General features: G+C 72.6%; 14 protein-coding genes and 1 pseudogene. 11 read left to right on the top strand and 4 right to left on the bottom strand.

Annotated elements, in window-relative coordinates; all coding sequences use genetic code 11:
- A complete protein-coding gene (locus LIU39_RS16445) occupies window positions 1–993 on the top strand; it encodes a LysR family transcriptional regulator (protein WP_227047458.1) in 993 nt (330 codons plus the stop codon).
- Here LIU39_RS16445 and LIU39_RS16440 read toward each other — a convergent pair.
- Window positions 957–1,649 carry a DUF2848 domain-containing protein gene (locus LIU39_RS16440; RefSeq protein WP_227047457.1) on the bottom strand — a complete coding sequence of 231 codons (693 nt, stop codon included), beginning with the start codon at window positions 1,647–1,649 and terminating at the stop codon, window positions 957–959. The genes LIU39_RS16445 and LIU39_RS16440 overlap by 37 nt on opposite strands.
- Before the next feature lie 183 nt (window positions 1,650–1,832).
- On the opposite strand from LIU39_RS16440, the gene LIU39_RS16435 reads away from it, so the two are divergent.
- On the top strand, window positions 1,833–3,152 hold the full coding sequence (locus tag LIU39_RS16435) for an MFS transporter (RefSeq protein WP_227047519.1): 1,320 nt from the start codon (window positions 1,833–1,835) through the stop codon (window positions 3,150–3,152).
- Between the two features lie 62 nt (window positions 3,153–3,214).
- Entirely contained in the window at window positions 3,215–4,009 is a 795-nt protein-coding gene (locus LIU39_RS16430) for a carbon-nitrogen hydrolase family protein (RefSeq protein ID WP_227047456.1), read from the top strand.
- 96 nt (window positions 4,010–4,105) lie between these two features.
- Here LIU39_RS16430 and LIU39_RS16425 read toward each other — a convergent pair whose 3' ends face one another.
- The gene (locus LIU39_RS16425) at window positions 4,106–4,732 is read right to left on the bottom strand and encodes a GntR family transcriptional regulator (RefSeq protein ID WP_227047455.1); all 627 of its coding nucleotides are present in this window, start codon (window positions 4,730–4,732) and stop codon (window positions 4,106–4,108) included.
- A 190-nt stretch (window positions 4,733–4,922) separates the two neighbouring features.
- On the opposite strand from LIU39_RS16425, the gene LIU39_RS16420 reads away from it, so the two are divergent.
- The 7 genes from LIU39_RS16420 to LIU39_RS16390 all read left to right on the top strand — a co-directional run bounded on the left by LIU39_RS16420 (window position 4,923) and on the right by LIU39_RS16390 (window position 12,234).
- On the top strand, window positions 4,923–5,531 hold the full coding sequence (locus tag LIU39_RS16420; protein WP_227047454.1) for a helix-turn-helix domain-containing protein: 609 nt from the start codon (window positions 4,923–4,925) through the stop codon (window positions 5,529–5,531).
- A gap of 103 nt (window positions 5,532–5,634) precedes the next feature.
- The gene (locus tag LIU39_RS16415; protein WP_227047453.1) at window positions 5,635–6,843 is read left to right on the top strand and encodes an NAD(P)/FAD-dependent oxidoreductase; all 1,209 of its coding nucleotides are present in this window, start codon (window positions 5,635–5,637) and stop codon (window positions 6,841–6,843) included.
- Window positions 6,840–7,193: a (2Fe-2S)-binding protein gene (locus LIU39_RS16410; RefSeq protein ID WP_227047452.1), complete on the top strand. Its 354-nt coding sequence runs from the start codon at window positions 6,840–6,842 to the stop codon at window positions 7,191–7,193. The genes LIU39_RS16415 and LIU39_RS16410 overlap by 4 nt, the downstream gene beginning before the upstream one ends.
- A complete protein-coding gene (locus tag LIU39_RS16405) occupies window positions 7,190–8,686 on the top strand; it encodes an NAD(P)/FAD-dependent oxidoreductase (RefSeq protein WP_227047451.1) in 1,497 nt (498 codons plus the stop codon). Before LIU39_RS16410 ends, LIU39_RS16405 begins: the two co-directional genes overlap by 4 nt.
- On the top strand, window positions 8,683–9,615 hold the full coding sequence (locus LIU39_RS16400) for a dihydrodipicolinate synthase family protein (RefSeq protein WP_227047450.1): 933 nt from the start codon (window positions 8,683–8,685) through the stop codon (window positions 9,613–9,615). The genes LIU39_RS16405 and LIU39_RS16400 overlap by 4 nt, the downstream gene beginning before the upstream one ends.
- The gene (locus tag LIU39_RS16395; RefSeq protein WP_227047449.1) at window positions 9,615–10,616 is read left to right on the top strand and encodes a proline racemase family protein; all 1,002 of its coding nucleotides are present in this window, start codon (window positions 9,615–9,617) and stop codon (window positions 10,614–10,616) included. Before LIU39_RS16400 ends, LIU39_RS16395 begins: the two co-directional genes overlap by 1 nt.
- A 139-nt stretch (window positions 10,617–10,755) precedes the next feature.
- Entirely contained in the window at window positions 10,756–12,234 is a 1,479-nt protein-coding gene (locus tag LIU39_RS16390) for an amino acid permease (protein WP_227047448.1), read from the top strand.
- An 83-nt stretch (window positions 12,235–12,317) separates the two neighbouring features.
- On the opposite strand, the gene LIU39_RS16385 is transcribed toward LIU39_RS16390, so the two are convergent.
- The gene (locus LIU39_RS16385) at window positions 12,318–13,226 is read right to left on the bottom strand and encodes a helix-turn-helix domain-containing protein (protein WP_227047447.1); all 909 of its coding nucleotides are present in this window, start codon (window positions 13,224–13,226) and stop codon (window positions 12,318–12,320) included.
- A gap of 235 nt (window positions 13,227–13,461) precedes the next feature.
- Here LIU39_RS16385 and LIU39_RS16380 point away from each other — a divergent pair, with 235 nt between their 5' ends.
- Window positions 13,462–14,952, top strand: coding sequence for a UbiD family decarboxylase (locus tag LIU39_RS16380; RefSeq protein WP_227047446.1), 1,491 nt, complete (start codon window positions 13,462–13,464; stop codon window positions 14,950–14,952).
- Between the two features lie 28 nt (window positions 14,953–14,980).
- Here LIU39_RS16380 and LIU39_RS16375 read toward each other — a convergent pair.
- Window positions 14,981–15,100, bottom strand: a pseudogene (locus tag LIU39_RS16375) (GNAT family N-acetyltransferase); the annotation flags it as partial.
- Window positions 15,101–15,141: the final 41 nt, after the last annotated feature.

The raw sequence follows: 15,141 nt of genomic DNA, 5'->3' as shown, positions 1-15,141 counted from the left end.
GTGATCGATGCAAGGCGGCTGCGCACCCTCCAGGCCGTGGCGGACCACCGCACCGTGACGGCTGCCGCGGCCGCCCTCTACCTCACGCCGTCCGCCGTGTCCCAGCAGATCGCCGCGCTGGAGCAGGAGACCGGTCACAAGGTCCTGGCCCGCGACAACCGCGGCGCGCGGCTGACACCGGTCGGCGAGATCCTGCTCCGGCACGCCGGGGCGGTCATCGCCGAACTGGAGCGCGCGGAGGCCGAGGTGGCGGCGTACACATCGGGCGCGGCGGGCGAGGTCACCGTCGCGGCCTTCGCCACCGGAATCTCCGTGGTGCTGGCCCCGGCCATCACCGCACTCGGCGAGACGTCCCCCGGCATCCGGGTCCGGGTCCGTGACGTCGAGGGGGACGAGAGCCTGCCCATGGTGCTGGACGGGCGCGCCGACATCGCCGTCGCCGTCGAGTACCGCGGCGCGCCGAGCGCGGGCGACCTGCGGCTGGTGCGCGTGCCGCTCTACGCCGAGCCGTTCGACGCCGTCCTGCCCCGCAGGCACCGGCTGGCCAGGGCCGGTGCCGTCCCGGTGGCCGACCTCGCCGACGACCTGTGGATCGGCCCGTACCCCGGCAACCCGTGCCACGACGTCATGGTCCTCGCCTGCGAATACGCCGGATTCCGGCCCCGGTTGGCGCACTCTTCCGACGATTTCCGTGCCGTCGTCGCACTCGCCGCCGCGGGCGCGGGAGTGGCCCTGGTGCCCCGCTCCGCGCTGCGCGACATGGACCTGTCGCAGGTGGCGGTACGGCCGGTCGACGGTGTGGCGGCGACCCGCCGGGTCTTCGCGGCCGTCCGCTGCGGCGCCGAGGAACACCCGCTGTTCCGGCCCGTCCTGGAGGCGCTGAGCGCCGCCGCCGAGCGGGTGCCGTCGGGTGACCCGGTGACCGTGCAGGGGCCAACAGGTCACCCGGCGCCGTCTCAGCCGATCGGCTCGGGCATCGGCACCACGTCGTAGGCCAGCTCGATGACCTGGCCGGTGGCCGGGTCGCCCAGTTCGACGCGCCAGCGGCCCGCGAACTGGTCGACGCCTTCCCGCATCGGGATCGTCCCGGAGATGAGCACCGTGCCGGGCTCCAGTTCGCCGCGCTCGCGCAGCGCGTCGGTCCAGTAGTGCGGGGGAAGCAGTTCGCCGGCGGTGCCGTCCTGGATGAGGATCTCGTCGTCCTTGCCGACCGGGGTCACCCACGCGCGCAGGGTCAGGCTGTCGAGGCGGTCGGCGACATCGGACAGCCGCCAGGCGGCGCGGGCCAGGACATCGGGGCCCGCGTTCTTGCTCCAGGCCACGCCGTGCGCTTCCAGGGCGCGGTCGGTGTGGTCGCAGGCCGCCGTGAGCAGCAGGTCGCCGGTGGAGTCCACGACCAGAGCCCACTCGGCCTCGCCCGAGGTGCGGGCATGCTGGACGGGAACGGTGCCGGTCTGCTGGGCCAGGTAGGGCGCCACGGGGTACAGGGCGGGGATGGTGGACGGCGCGGGCACGCCGATCTCGGCCAGCTCCGCCACGTGCGCGGCCACGTCCTCCTGGCTGCGGCCCGCGTACCCGGCGTTCAGCAGCCGGGCCACGGTCACGTCGCGCTGTGTTCCGTCGGGAAGTTCGAAGATCAGGGCGGCCATGGTTCCTCCAGGTCACATCGGTTGCGCAGGAGCGATTCCCCTCGAAGGGTTGCGCATACGACCTGTATACAGCAAGTATGCCGAGGAGCAGCAACTGAGAACGAGGTGGCCCTGACCATGGACAACGAAGAACACGAGGGAGCGAAGCTCCTCGGAGGGACGGCCGCCCCAGGCCGCGGCGCGATGGTGCGCGCCTTCATCGCCAGCCTGACCGGCACCTCGCTGGAGTGGTACGACTTCGCGGTCTACTCGGCGGCATCGGCGCTCGTCTTCGGAAAGCTCTTCTTTCCGTCGGAGGACCCGCTGACCGGCACCCTGCTGGCGTTCTCCACCTACGCCGTCGGGTACCTCTCGCGTCCCCTCGGCGGATTCCTCTTCGGCCGGCTCGGAGACGTCATCGGCCGCAAGAAGGTGCTGGTGGCGACGCTGGTGCTGATCGGGACCGCCACCTTGCTGATCGGCCTGCTGCCGACCCAGGCCGTCATCGGCCCGGCCGCCCCGATCCTGCTGGTCGTGCTCCGCTTCGCGCAGGGCGTCGGCGTCGGCGGCGAATGGGGCGGCGCCGTCCTGCTCACCAGCGAGTACGGCGACACCCGGCGGCGCGGCTTCTGGGCATCGGCCGCCCAGATCGGCCCGCCGGCCGGAAACCTGATGGCCAACGGCGTCCTGGCCGCCCTCGGTGCACTGCTCACCGAGCCGCAGTTCCTCGCCTGGGGCTGGCGGATCGCGTTCCTGCTGTCCGGCGTGCTCGTGGCCTTCGGGCTGTGGATCCGGGTACGGCTGGAGGAGACGCCGGTCTTCAAGGCCATGGAGGCGAGCGGCGACCGGCCGCAGGCGCCCATCCGCGAGGTGTTCACCACCCAGCCGCGGGCCCTGGCGGCGGCCGTCCTGTGCCGGGTCGCGCCGGACGTGCTCTACGCGATGTTCACCGTCTTCGTCCTCACCTACGCCACCGAACAACTCGGCATGGCACGCGGCAAGGCGCTGACCGCCGTCCTCATCGGCTCGGCGCTGCAAATCGTGCTGATCCCGCTGGCCGGTGCGCTGTCGGACCGCTGGAACCGGCGCCGGATGTACCTCTGGGGCGCCGTGGCGGCCGCCGCGTGGCCCTTCGTGTTCTTCCCGCTGGCCGCCGGCGGCTCGTGGCCCCTGCTCGCCGTGGGCGTCCTGGTGGCACTGGTGATCCACTCGTTCCTCTACGGCCCGCAGGCCGCCTTCGTCGCCGAGCAGTTCAGCCCCCGGCTGCGGTACACCGGCTCCTCCCTCGCGTACACACTGGCCGGGGTGATCGGCGGCGCCGTGGCACCACTGCTCTTCACCGCGCTGCTGGGCGCGTTCGGGACGTGGCTGCCGCTGGCCCTGTACCTGGCCGCCGCCGCCGTGGTCACCATCGTGGGGGTGCTGCTGGGCAGGGAGGCGGACCACGACGAGGATGAGGAGTACACCCGGAACGCCGCCGTACGGGCAGCGGCGGACCAGGCCCCTGCGGGCGGCCGCACCTGACACGGCGGGACACCCGCCGGCCCCACCACAGCAGTACGACACGAGAGGAAGCGGAACCGGATATGCGTATCGCGCTCTGCCAGATGACGTCGTCGACCGAACCGAAGGAGAATCTCGCGGCGGTCCAGGACCATGTGCGCCGCGCGGCACACGAAGGCGCGCGGCTGGCCGTCCTGCCGGAGGCGGCCATGGCGTGCTTCGGGATTCCGCTCGCCCCGCTGGCCGAACCGCTGGACGGGCCCTGGGCCGAAGGCGTCCGCGAGGTCGCCCGCGAGACCGGAGTCACGGTCGTCGCCGGCATGTTCACCCCCGCCCCCGACGGCCGGGTGGCCAACACCCTGCTGGCGACCGGTCCCGGCGTGGAGGACTCCTACGACAAGATCCACCTGTACGACGCGTTCGGGTTCCGCGAATCCGACACCGTCGCGGCGGGTGACCGGGTGGTGACCATCGACGTCGACGGGGTCAAGGTCGGCCTGGCCACCTGCTACGACCTGCGGTTCCCCGAACTGTTCCGGGCGCATGCCGACGCGGGAGCGACCGTCAGCGTCCTGCCCGCCTCGTGGGGCGCGGGCCCCGGCAAGCGCGAGCAGTGGGAACTCCTGGTGCGGGCACGGGCGTTGGACGCCACGGTCTGGCTGGCGGCCGTCGGACAGGCCGCTCCCGGCCCGGACGCGGACCCGGAGCAGCCCACGAAGGCGCCCACCGGCATCGGCAACAGCATCCTCGCCGCCCCCGACGGCACCGTACGCGTACGCCTCGACACGGCCCCCCGCCTGCACGTCGCCGACATCGACACGGAGGAGACCGCACGCGTCCGCCGGGCCGTCGCGGTGCTGGACAACCGCCGGCTGTAGAGCCTGTGCACAGGGGCGCCCTGCCGGGTCGTACGAACCCCGGCAGGGCGCCCCTGCGTGCCGCCCGTTCCGGGCGGCCGACGGTGCGGGCGCGTCCTAGGACGACAGCAGGATGCGCTGGGTGGCCTCGATGTGGCTCTCGATCGCCGTGCAGGCGCCCGCGGCGTCGCCTTCCGTCAACCGGTCCAGGATCTGGCGGTGTTCGGCGAGCACTTCACCGCGCCGGTCGCCCGACTGGTACAGCGCGATGACGCCGGCCCGGATCTGGCGGCTGCGCAGGGCATCGTACTGACGGCTCATCAGCGCGTTGCCGACGCCGGCCACGAGGGTGGCATGGAAACGGTGATCGGCGGCGATGAACTCCTTGGCGCTGTCCTCGCCCCGCAACGTCTCCTGGAGCGCCAGGACTTCGGCCATCTCGCCGACCGGGGCGCTGCCGCGCGCGGTGGTGTGCTCGGCCGCGAACTTCTCGATGAGGCCGCGCATTACCATGAGTTCGCCGATCTCACGTGCCGTCAGCGGAGCGATGTGTGCCCCGCGTTTGGGAACGAGACGCACGAGGTCCTCGGCGGCGAGCAGCAGCAGGGCCTCCCGGATCGGGGTGCGCGAGACGCCGATCCGGTCCGCGATGTCCTGCTCGGACAGAAACCGGTCCTGCATCTCCGGATCGGTCAGCACGACATCCTTGAGATACGCGTACGCCTTCTCTCGCCCCGACTGCACCGTTCCCCATTTCCTGATCCCCGTGTGCATACACCTTGTATACAAATTTATCACGCGCGGGACGGGCGGGGACGACGCCGGCGCTGGTTGCACCGGGGGGCGCGAGGCTCAACACTGATCGTTAAAGCGAACGCTCTCTCCAGGAAGAGTGTTCGTTAAACCGAACGGCAGGGAAATGAAGGAGAGCGATGTGAGCGTTCCCGACGGCTCGGTCCGGGACATGGTGGCAGCCAACCTCAAACGGGCCAGAACCCAGCGAGGGCTGTCGATCTCCGAGCTGTCCCGGCGCTCCAAGATCGGCAAGGCGACGCTGTCCCAACTGGAGTCGGGCACCGGGAACCCCACCATCGAGACGGTGTTCAACCTGTCCCGCGCCCTCGAAGTGCCGGTCTCCGACCTCCTGGACACCCGCCCGCCCAGGGGCCTGACCGTGGTCCGCGCCGACCAGGTCGAAGTGCTCAGCGGCGAGGGCGTCGACCTGCGCCCGCTGCACCGGATCGAGTCGGGCGACGCCATCATCGAGATCTACGACCAGCAGGTGCAGGACGGCAGCCGGCGGGACTCGCTCGGCCACGTCGGCACCGAGCACACCATCGTGCAGGCCGGCAGACTCGGCGTGACGGTGGACGGGCACGAGGTGGAGCTGAGCCCCGGCGACTACGTCGGCTTCGACGCCGCCCTGCCGCACACCTACGCGGCACCCGAAGGCGCCGTCCGCTCGGTCCTCCTGCTGGAGTACCGAGCGGATCAGCAACTGCATCGGAAGGCGCCGCACGCGGTGCCCGGCACCCCGGAATAGCGGCCTCCCGGAGCCCTCGCGGCATTCCCGTGCGGACCATTGACACGTACCGGGCCCCGCCATAGCCTCATCGCGTTCGTTAAAGCGAACGAATGGGGAGTCGATGTACGGAACGCGCGTGACCGTGCTGGGCGCCGGCATCGTCGGCGCCGCCTGCGCCCGCGAACTGGCACAGGCCGGCTTCGACGTCACCGTCGTCGACCGGGGAGGCGCCGCCGCCGCGACCACCTCGCACGGCGAGGGCAACGTCCTCGTCTCCGACAAGGGCCCCGGCCCCGAACTCCAACTCGCCCAGCTCTCCCGGCGGCTCTGGCCCGAAGTACTGGCCGCCATCGCCGAAGGATCCGCCCGCGGCGCCGAAGCGGCCGCGGCGGTCGAGTGGGAACCCAAGGGCGGCATCGTCGTTGCGACCACCGAAGCGGGCGCACGGGAACTGTCCGCCTTCGCCGCCGCCCAGCGCACGGCGAGCGTGCGGGCCGACGTCCTCGACGCCGACGCGCTCGCCGACGCCGAGCCCTTCGTCACCCGCGACCACACCGCGGCCCTGCACTACCCCGACGACGCCCAGGTACAGCCCGCCGCGGCGGCCACCGCCCTGCTCGCCGACGCACTCGCGACCGGAGCGACCCTGCGGACCGGCTGCGAAGTGCTCGGCGCACTCACCCGGGGCGGCCGCCTCACCGGGATACACACCACGGCAGGACGCCTCGGCACGGACCTGTGCATCAACGCCGCCGGGCCGTGGTCGGGCGACCTCGCCGCCCGCCTCGGCGCACCGGTCGACGTCCGGCCCCGGCGTGGCGACGTCCTGGTCACCACCCCGCTGCCCCCGACGGTCTTCCACAAGGTCTACGACGCCGACTACGTGGGCGCGGTCGGCAGCAGCTCCGAAGACCTCCAGACCTCGGCGGTGGTGGAATCCACCCGGGCCGGCAGCGTCCTGCTGGGCTCCTCACGCCGCCGCGTCGGCTTCGACGACCGGCTGCGGCCCGACGTGCTGTCGGCCGTCGCCGCCAAGGCGCTGCGCCTGTTCCCCGGCCTGGCGGGCGTCCCGGTGATGCGCGCCTACGGCGGCTTCCGCCCCTACGTCCCCGATCACCTGCCCGTCATCGGCCCCGACCCCCGCCTGCCAGGACTCTGGCACGTCAGCGGCCACGAAGGCGCCGGCATCGGCCTCTCGGTGGGCACCGCACGCCTGGTGCGCCACCTGATGCTGGGCCGGCCTACGGAGATCGACCCGGCCCCCTTCCGGGTGGACCGCCCGGCCGTACTGAACGCCGCCGCACATCCCGGCAGTGAGGAGACGGTATGAGCCCCCGACGCGTCCCGGCCGGGTCCGACGCCACCGGACGGCGGGACCGGCCGCTCCGGATCACCGTCGACGGCGAACCGGCGGACGGGATCGCCGGCCAGAGCCTCGCCGGAGTGCTGCTCGCCGCCGGCCGCCTGGCCTGGCGCCGCGGGCCGTCCGGCGCCGCCCGCGGAGTGTTCTGCGGCATCGGCGTCTGCTTCGACTGCCTGGTCACCGTCAACGCGGAACGCGACGTACGCGCCTGCCGACGCCGCGCCCAGGACGGCGACGAGGTCACCACCCAGTCCCGGCACACGGACCGCAACCCGCCGCCGACGGCGGACGGGACGCCCGGAACGGAGGAGCGATGACCACGAGGGTGCCCCGGCACGTCGCCGTCGTCGGCGCCGGACCCGCGGGCCTCGCCGCTGCGGACGCCGCGCTCGGCGCCGGCGCCCGCGTGACGCTGATCGACTCGGCGGAGCAGCCCGGCGGCCAGTACCACCGGATGCTGCCCGATGCCTACGACGCCGCACACCCCGAGCGCCTCCAGCACGGCTGGCACGCCTTCGACCGGCGCCGCCGACGGGTGCTGGCCCACCCGCACTGCACCTGGCTGCCCGAGACCACGGTGTGGGCGCTGGAGCGACCGGCCCCCGAAGAGACCGGGCCGCCACGGCTCCACCTGCTGCGCGGCCCCGCCGACGGCGCCGGACGCACCCGCCACACCCTGGACCCCGACGCGCTGCTGCTCGCCGTCGGCGCGCACGACCGCGTACTGCCCTTCCCCGGCTGGGAGTTGCCCGGCGTGTTCACCGCAGGCGCGGCGCAGGCGCTGGCCAAGGGGGAGCGGGTGGTCGTCGGCGACCACGTCACGGTCGCCGGCAGCGGACCGTTCCTGCTCCCGGTGGCCGCAGCACTGCTGGAGGCCGGATCCCGGGTGTCGGCGGTTCTGGAGGCCAACCCGCCGTCCACCGTGGCACGCGGCTGGTCCCGGCGCCCCTGGGAACTCGCCGCACAGGCCGGCAAGACCGGCGAACTCGCCATCTACACCTCCGCGTTGCTCCGCCACCGGGTGCCCTACCGCACCGGCCGCACGGTCATCGAGGCGCGCGGCGACGGCCGCGTGGAAGAGGTCGTCAGCGCCCGGCTGCGCCCCGACTGGTCGGTGGTGCCGGGCAGCGAACACACCACAGCGGCGGACGCCCTGTGCGTCACCCACGGCTTCAGCCCGCAGCTCGAACTCCCGCTGGCCGCCGGCTGCGCACTCCGCACCACCGCCGCGGGCCCGTTCGTGGACACCGACGACGACCAGCGCACCAGCCGCCCCGAGGTGTACGCGGCAGGCGAGATCACCGGCATCGCGGGCGCCCCCGCGGCGCGGGCCGAAGGCGCCGTCGCCGGATGGATCGCGGGCGGCGGCGACCCGGCCGCGCCCGCCGTGCGACGGCTGCGCCGCAGCCGGGACCAGGGCCGGGCCTTCGCCGAACGCCTCGCACGGGCCCACCCCATCGGCGCCGCCTGGCCCGGATGGCTGCGCCCGGAAACCGTCATCTGCCGCTGCGAGGAGACCGACTACGCCTCGCTGTGCCGGGCCGCGTGCGACCCGGCGGGCGCGTCCCCCCGGGTCGCCAAGCTGGCGACCCGGGCCGGCCTCGGCCCCTGCCAGGCGCGGGTCTGCGGCCCCACGGTCGCCGAACTCCACACCAGGCTGAGCGGCGATCCGGCCGACGGCCTGCCGGTGGCAGGACCGCACCGCCGCCCGATCGCCCAGCCCATCCGCCTCGGCGAACTCGCCGCCCCACCCGAACCACTCCCGCACCACGCACCGCGAACTCCCCCGAAGAAGGAGAGCAGTTCATGAGCGCCACCACGCAGCGGACCAGCGGGCTCGGCGGAGTCGTCGTGGCCACCGCACTGCCCTACTACGAGAAGGCGTCCGCGCCCGCCGGCCTGGCCGTGGACCTCGACCGCTACGCCGAGCACTGCCGCTGGCTGGTGGACAACGGCTGCCACGGCGTCGGCCCGACCGGCTCGCTCGGCGAGTACTCGTCGCTGACCGACGAGGAGCGCCGCGCGGTGGCCCGTACCGCCATCGACGCCGTCGGCGGCTCCGGCACCGTCGTCGTCGGCGTGCACGGCGTCGGCTCGCACCAGGCCGGGCGGTGGGCCGAGGCCGCGGCCGAGGACGGCGCGGACGGCGTGCTGTGCCTGCCGCCGACCATGTACCGGGCCAACCGCGGCGAGATCCTCGCCCACTACGAGACGGTGGCAGCCGTCGGCCTGCCGGTGATGGTCTACAACAACCCCATCGACACCAAGGTCGACCTGACTCCTGACCTGCTCGCCGAGATCGCGCAGATCGACAACGTCGTCGCCGTCAAGGAGTTCTCCGGCGACGTGCGGCGGGTGCTGGAGATCAGGGAACGGGCACCCGGCCTGGAGATCATCAGCGGCGCCGACGACGTCGTGCTGGAAAGCCTGCTGATGGGGGCCACCGGCTGGTTCGCCGGCTTCCCGAACGTCTTCCCCGCGGAATCGGCCCGCCTCTTCGCACTCGCCACATCCGGCGAGGTGGCAGCGGCCCGTGCCCTGTACGAACCACTCGTCGCGGCCTTCCGCTGGGACTCCCGCGTCGAGTTCGTGCAGGCCATCAAGCTCGGCATGGAACAGGTCGGCCGCTTCGGCGGCCCCTGCCGCCCGCCGCGCGGACCGCTGACGCCCCATCAGCACGCCCGGGTCACGGACGACATGGCCCGCGCCGTCGCCGCACTCGACAGCCGGGCCGTCTGATGCGCGCGGCCCGGACGGTCAGCGCCGTCGACTCCCACACCGAGGGCATGCCCACCCGCGTGATCACCGGAGGCGTCGGCCCGATCCCCGGCGCCACCATGGCCGAACGCCGCCGGCATGCCGTGGAACACCTGGACCCGCTGCGCCGCTTCCTGGTCGACGAGCCGCGCGGACACTCCGCGATGAGCGGCGCGATCCTCCAGCCGCCCACCCGCCCCGACGCCGACTGGGGCGTCCTCTACATCGAGGCCAGCGGCTTCCTGCCGATGTGCGGCCACGGCACCATCGGCGTGGCCACCGTCCTGGTGGAGACCGGCATGGTCACGGTGACCGAGCCGGAGACCACCGTGCGCCTCGACACCCCGGCCGGACTGGTCGAGGCACGGGTGGCGGTCCGTGACGGCGTCGCCGAACAGGTCACCCTGCGCAATGTGGACTCCTTCGCCGTCGCCCAGGACGCGACGGTGGACGTCCCGGGCCTCGGGACGGTCCGCTACGACATGGCGTACGGCGGAAACTTCTACGCCATCGTCGAACTGGACCGGATCGGGCTGCCCTTCGACCGGGCGCGCAAGGACGAGATCCTGGCCGCCGGGCTCGACATCATGCGGGCCGTCAACGCGCAGAGCCGCCCGGCCCATCCCGTCGACCCGCTGATCAACGGCTGCAAGCATGTGCAGTTCCTCGCACCGGGCTCCCACGCACGCCACTCGCGCAACGCCATGGCCATCCACCCCGGCTGGTTCGACCGCTCCCCGTGCGGCACCGGGACCTCCGCCCGCATGGCACAGCTGCACGCGCGCGGCGAACTGCCGCTGCACACCGAGTTCGTCAACGAGTCCTTCATCGGCACCCGGTTCACCGGACGCCTGGTCGGCACCACCCGGGCGGGCGGCCTGCCGGCCGTCGTCCCCGAGTTCACCGGCCGGGCCTGGATCACCGCCACGGCCACCTACCTGCTCGACCCCGCCGATCCGTTCCCGCACGGATTCGTGCTCTAGGACGCGACCGAAGGGCCGCCGCGACGCCCCGGGAACCCGTCGCACACGGCCTGGGGCGCCGTCACCGTCACGCGTAGCCCTGCCCCCCAAGGGAGTTGGCCCCCTCGGCAGTCATCCGCACTCACCTGGAGGGACCGCCATGTCCCGTTCGTCCCCGGTAATCCCCCGTGACCGTGCCGCCCCCACCGCCCGCGGGCTGTTCTCCCGGGCAGGAGTCTTCCGCCTCAAGCCCGTCGACTCGTCCGAGGCGGAATCCGCCGACGGGCTCCGCCGCACCATGGGGCTCTGGCAACTGGTCGCCCTCAGCCTGGGCGGACTGGTCGGCGCGGGCGTCTTCTCGCTGGCCGGCGTCGTCGCCCACGACGACGCAGGACCCGGCGTCATGCTCTCCTTCCTCATCGCGATCATCGCCAGCAGCGCGGCGGCGCTGTGCTACGCGGAGTTCGCCGGCACCATCCCCAAGGCCGGATCCGCCTACACGTACTCCTACGCGGCACTCGGCGAGGTTGTCGGCTGGGCCATCGGCTGGGACCTGCTGCTCGAATACACCGCCATCGTCGCCGTGGTGGCCATCGCCGTATCCGGCTACTTCTCCTACATCCTGGAGCGCATCGGCATCGACCTGCCGAACTGGATGCTCGGCGCACCCGGCACAGGACCGGGCCACAAGGTGGACCTGTTCGCCGCCCTGCTGTGTCTGCTGCTCGCCTTCGTGCTCTCCCGCGGCACCAAGGAGTCGGCCCGCTTCGAGACCGTCCTGGTCGTCGTGAAACTCGGCATCATCGCCCTGGTGGTCGTCGCCGGCGCCTTCCACCTCTCCGCGGGCAACTACAGCCCGTTTCTGCCCTTCGGCATCGGCGGCGCGTTCACCGGCGCCGCCACCGCCTTCTTCGCCGTCTACGGATACGACGCGATGAGCGCGGCGGCGGAGGAGAGCGCCGAGGCGAAGAAGGTGCTGCCGAAGGCGATCATGATCTCGCTCGGCATCGCCACCGTCATCTACCTGCTGGTCTGTCTGGTGCTGCTCGGCATGCAGAACTACCGGGACATCGACGTGCACAGCCCGTTCTCCGGCGCGCTCGGCGCGGTGGGCCTCGGCGGCCTCGGCATCGTCGTCGCCGTCGGCGCCATCATCGGCATCACCACCTCCGCCTTCGCCAACATGATGGCGGTGTCCCGGGTCTGGTACTCCATGAGCCGCGACGGGCTGCTGCCCCGCTACTTCGCCAGGAACCACCCCCGGCGGCACGTCCCGACCCGGGTCATCCGGCCGGTGGGTGTCGGCTCGGCGCTGATCGCCGGATTCCTGCCCATCAGGGAAGCCGCCGACCTGACGAACATCGGCATCCTGGTGGCCTTCGCCGTGGTGGCCGTGGCCGTCGTCGTGCTCCGCAGGACCCGCCCCGACCTGCCCCGCGCCTTCCGCACCCCGCTGGTACCGCTGGTGCCGGCCGTCGGCGTCGCCTTCTCGCTCTGGCTGATCAGCAATCTGGACACGGTGACCTGGCTGCGCTTCGCCGTGTGGATGGTCATCGGGCTCGTCGTCTACGGCCTGTTCGGCTTCCGCAACTCGGCGGAGAACCGGCCCCGCACCGACGAGGAAGAACACCTCAGGTGACCACCCCCGTCGCCGGACCGACCGGTCGCCGGCCGCGGCGGCAGGTGCCGCACCGGATCCGCGGCTGACGAGGCGGCACCAGCTCATCCGGCAGGGCGGCCCCCGTGCCCCTCGCCACGGGTGCGGGCGCGGAAGGCGGTCGGCGTCTCACCCGTCCGCAGGCGGAAGAACCGGGTGAAGACCGCGGCCGAGGGGAAGCCGAGACGTTCACCGACCGCACCGGCCGGCAGATCGGTGTGCACCAACTGCCGCTTCGCCTCCAGCAGGACCCGGTCGTCGACGAAGCGCTTGGCGCCGCAGCCGATGGCCGCGTCGGTCGCACGGGTGAGGGTACGCACGCTGTAGCCCAGCGCGGCGGCGTAGTCCTCGACGCGGTGGGTGCGGGTGAAGTCGCGTTCCACCGCCCGCTGGAAGCGGCGGAACGCCTCGCTCCCCGCGGCCTCGCGCCGTTGCCCGCCGGGCAGGTGGGCCAGGCGCAGGACGAGAACGGCCAACAGGTGCCGGACGACCTCGACATGGACGTCGAGCGGCAGGTCGGCGAGCCGCCGGTACTCGTCCTCCAGCATGCTCAGGGCGCGCCGCACCGGGCGCTCGGCAGCGCCCGCCGGCGTCAGCGGCAGCCGCCAGGCCCGCCGGTCGAGCCGCGCCGCGGCGACGGTGGCCGTACCGAGGAAGCTCGGCTGGAAGAACACCGCGGTCCCCTCGGCCGCACCGAGATCGGAGCCGATCCGGAGTACCTGGCCGGGCCGCACCCACAGCCAGCTGTCCTGCCTCACCACGCACTCGACGAGATCCACGGAGCAGAGCACGAAGCCGGACCGCACGGTGATCAGCAGATGGAAGGCCGGCCGGAATGGCGCGTACGCGTCGGCGCCCGTACCGCGCGCGAGCGAGGACAGCCCCGCGAGGCCGGTGATCTCGACTCCCGGCGGGCCGCCCGGGGAGGCAGGGAAGGGGACGTCCGCGATTGCGGCCTGTCGGTTTTTGCACATATCTCGTCCTCGGCATACGCCGGACGGCCCGGATCCGTCCGTAGCGTGGGTCACGAAGCAGGCGACCGTACCGCATTCAACACGAGCGACCGTCTGCAGAACCGCCGTCCGCCGACCGGCCGCCCGCCCCGATCCGTGACCGAAAATGCGTCCGGCCGGCCCGGCGCCTCTGCCGCACTCCGGCCGTCCGGTCCGCCCCCCGCACCGGTCCGGACCCCGAAAGGAGCCCCGCCCCATGACCCAGCACGGCCCCGCACTGAACTTCCGCGACTTCCTCGACGACCTCCTCACCGCAGGCGACGCGGTGGCGATCGACGTGCCCGTCGACCCCGAACTTGAGGTGGGCGCCATCACCCGCCGGGTCTACGAGACCAGGGCACCCGCCCCGCTCTTCGCCTCGCTCCCCGGCTCCGTACCCGGATTCCGCATCCTGGGCGCGCCCGCAGGACTGAGCACTCCGGGCAAGGGGGAGTACGGCAGGCTCGCGGCCCACTTCGGATTGCCGCGGCACAGCACCCCGCGCGACATCGTGGAAAAGCTGATCGAAGCCATGCACGCCACGCCACTGCCGCCGACCGTCACCACCCACGCGCCCTGCAAGGAGAACATCCGCACCGGCGACGCCGTCGACCTGGAGTCCCTGCCCGTCCCCCTGCTGCACCAGGAGGACGGCGGCCGCTACCTCGGCACCTACGGATTCCACGTCGTACGCAGCCCCGACGGCACCTGGACGAGCTGGTCGGTCGCCCGCACCATGCTGCACGGCCGCACCACCCTGGTCGGGCCCGCCATGCCCCAGCAGCACCTCGGCATGATCCACGAGATGTGGCGGGCCCAGGGGCTGCCGACGCCGTGGGCCATGGTCTTCGGCGCCCCGCCGGCCGCGCTCGCCGCCGCGGGTATGCCGCTCCCCGCCCACGTCAGCGAGGACGGCTACGTCGGCGCGCTCACCGGCAGCCCGGTCGAAGTGGTCAGGACGGAAACCCACGGCCTGTACGTGCCGGCCAACGCGGAGATCGTTCTGGAGGGTCACATCAGCCCCGACGAAACCGGGTGGGAGGGGCCGATGGGGGAGTACCACGGCTACGCCTTCGCGGAGCGCAAGCGGCAGCCCGTCTTCCACGTCGAGACGCTCACCCACCGCGACGATCCGGTTCTGCCCGTCTGCGCGGCCGGCCTGCCGCCGGAGGAGAACCACACCATCTGGGGGACGATGATCTCCGCCGCGAGCCTCGACCTGCTCCGCTCGGCCGGCCTGCCCGTCGACTTCGCCTGGTGCTCCTACGAGGCGGCCACCTGCTGGATCGTCCTCGCCATAGACATCCAACGACTGGCCCAACTGCGCCTGACGCAGCGTCAGTTGGTGGACAGCGTCGCCCACGTACTGTTCGCCTCGCACCCGGGCTGGCTGGTGCCCAAGGTGATCCTCGTCGCCGACGACATCGACATCACCGACATCGACCAGGTCGTCTGGGCGATGGCCACCCGCTACCACCCCGGCACCGGCGAGTACGGCTTCCCTCACGCCCCCGGCATCCCGATGGTCCCCTACCTCACGCCCGAAGAAGCCGCCGAAGGACGCGGCGGCAAGGCGGTGATCAGCTGCCTGCAACCCGCGCAGTTCCACGGAACCACCCACGGCTCGACCGCCTCGTTCCGCACCTCCTACCCCCGCAGCCTCCAGCAGTACGTCATCGACAACTGGGCCCGCTACGGCTACCGGTGACGCCTGGTCATTGCACGGGGGCTCCGCCTCATCCCAGCCGCAACGTGATGAAGGGGACGCTGTCACCCGGCAGCACATGGCGCTCGAACTCGCTGAACCCCAGCGACCGCGCGAACCGCAGGCCGTCCTCGTTCGAGGCCAGGACGACCGCCGCCCCGCCAGGCAGGCGCAATCCGCTCATCCCGCACC

This window comes from Streptomyces pinistramenti, from assembly GCF_020564935.1.
Classification (GTDB): Bacteria; Actinomycetota; Actinomycetes; order Streptomycetales; family Streptomycetaceae; genus Streptomyces; species Streptomyces pinistramenti.
This window is presented reverse-complemented; position numbering and strand designations above follow the sequence as displayed.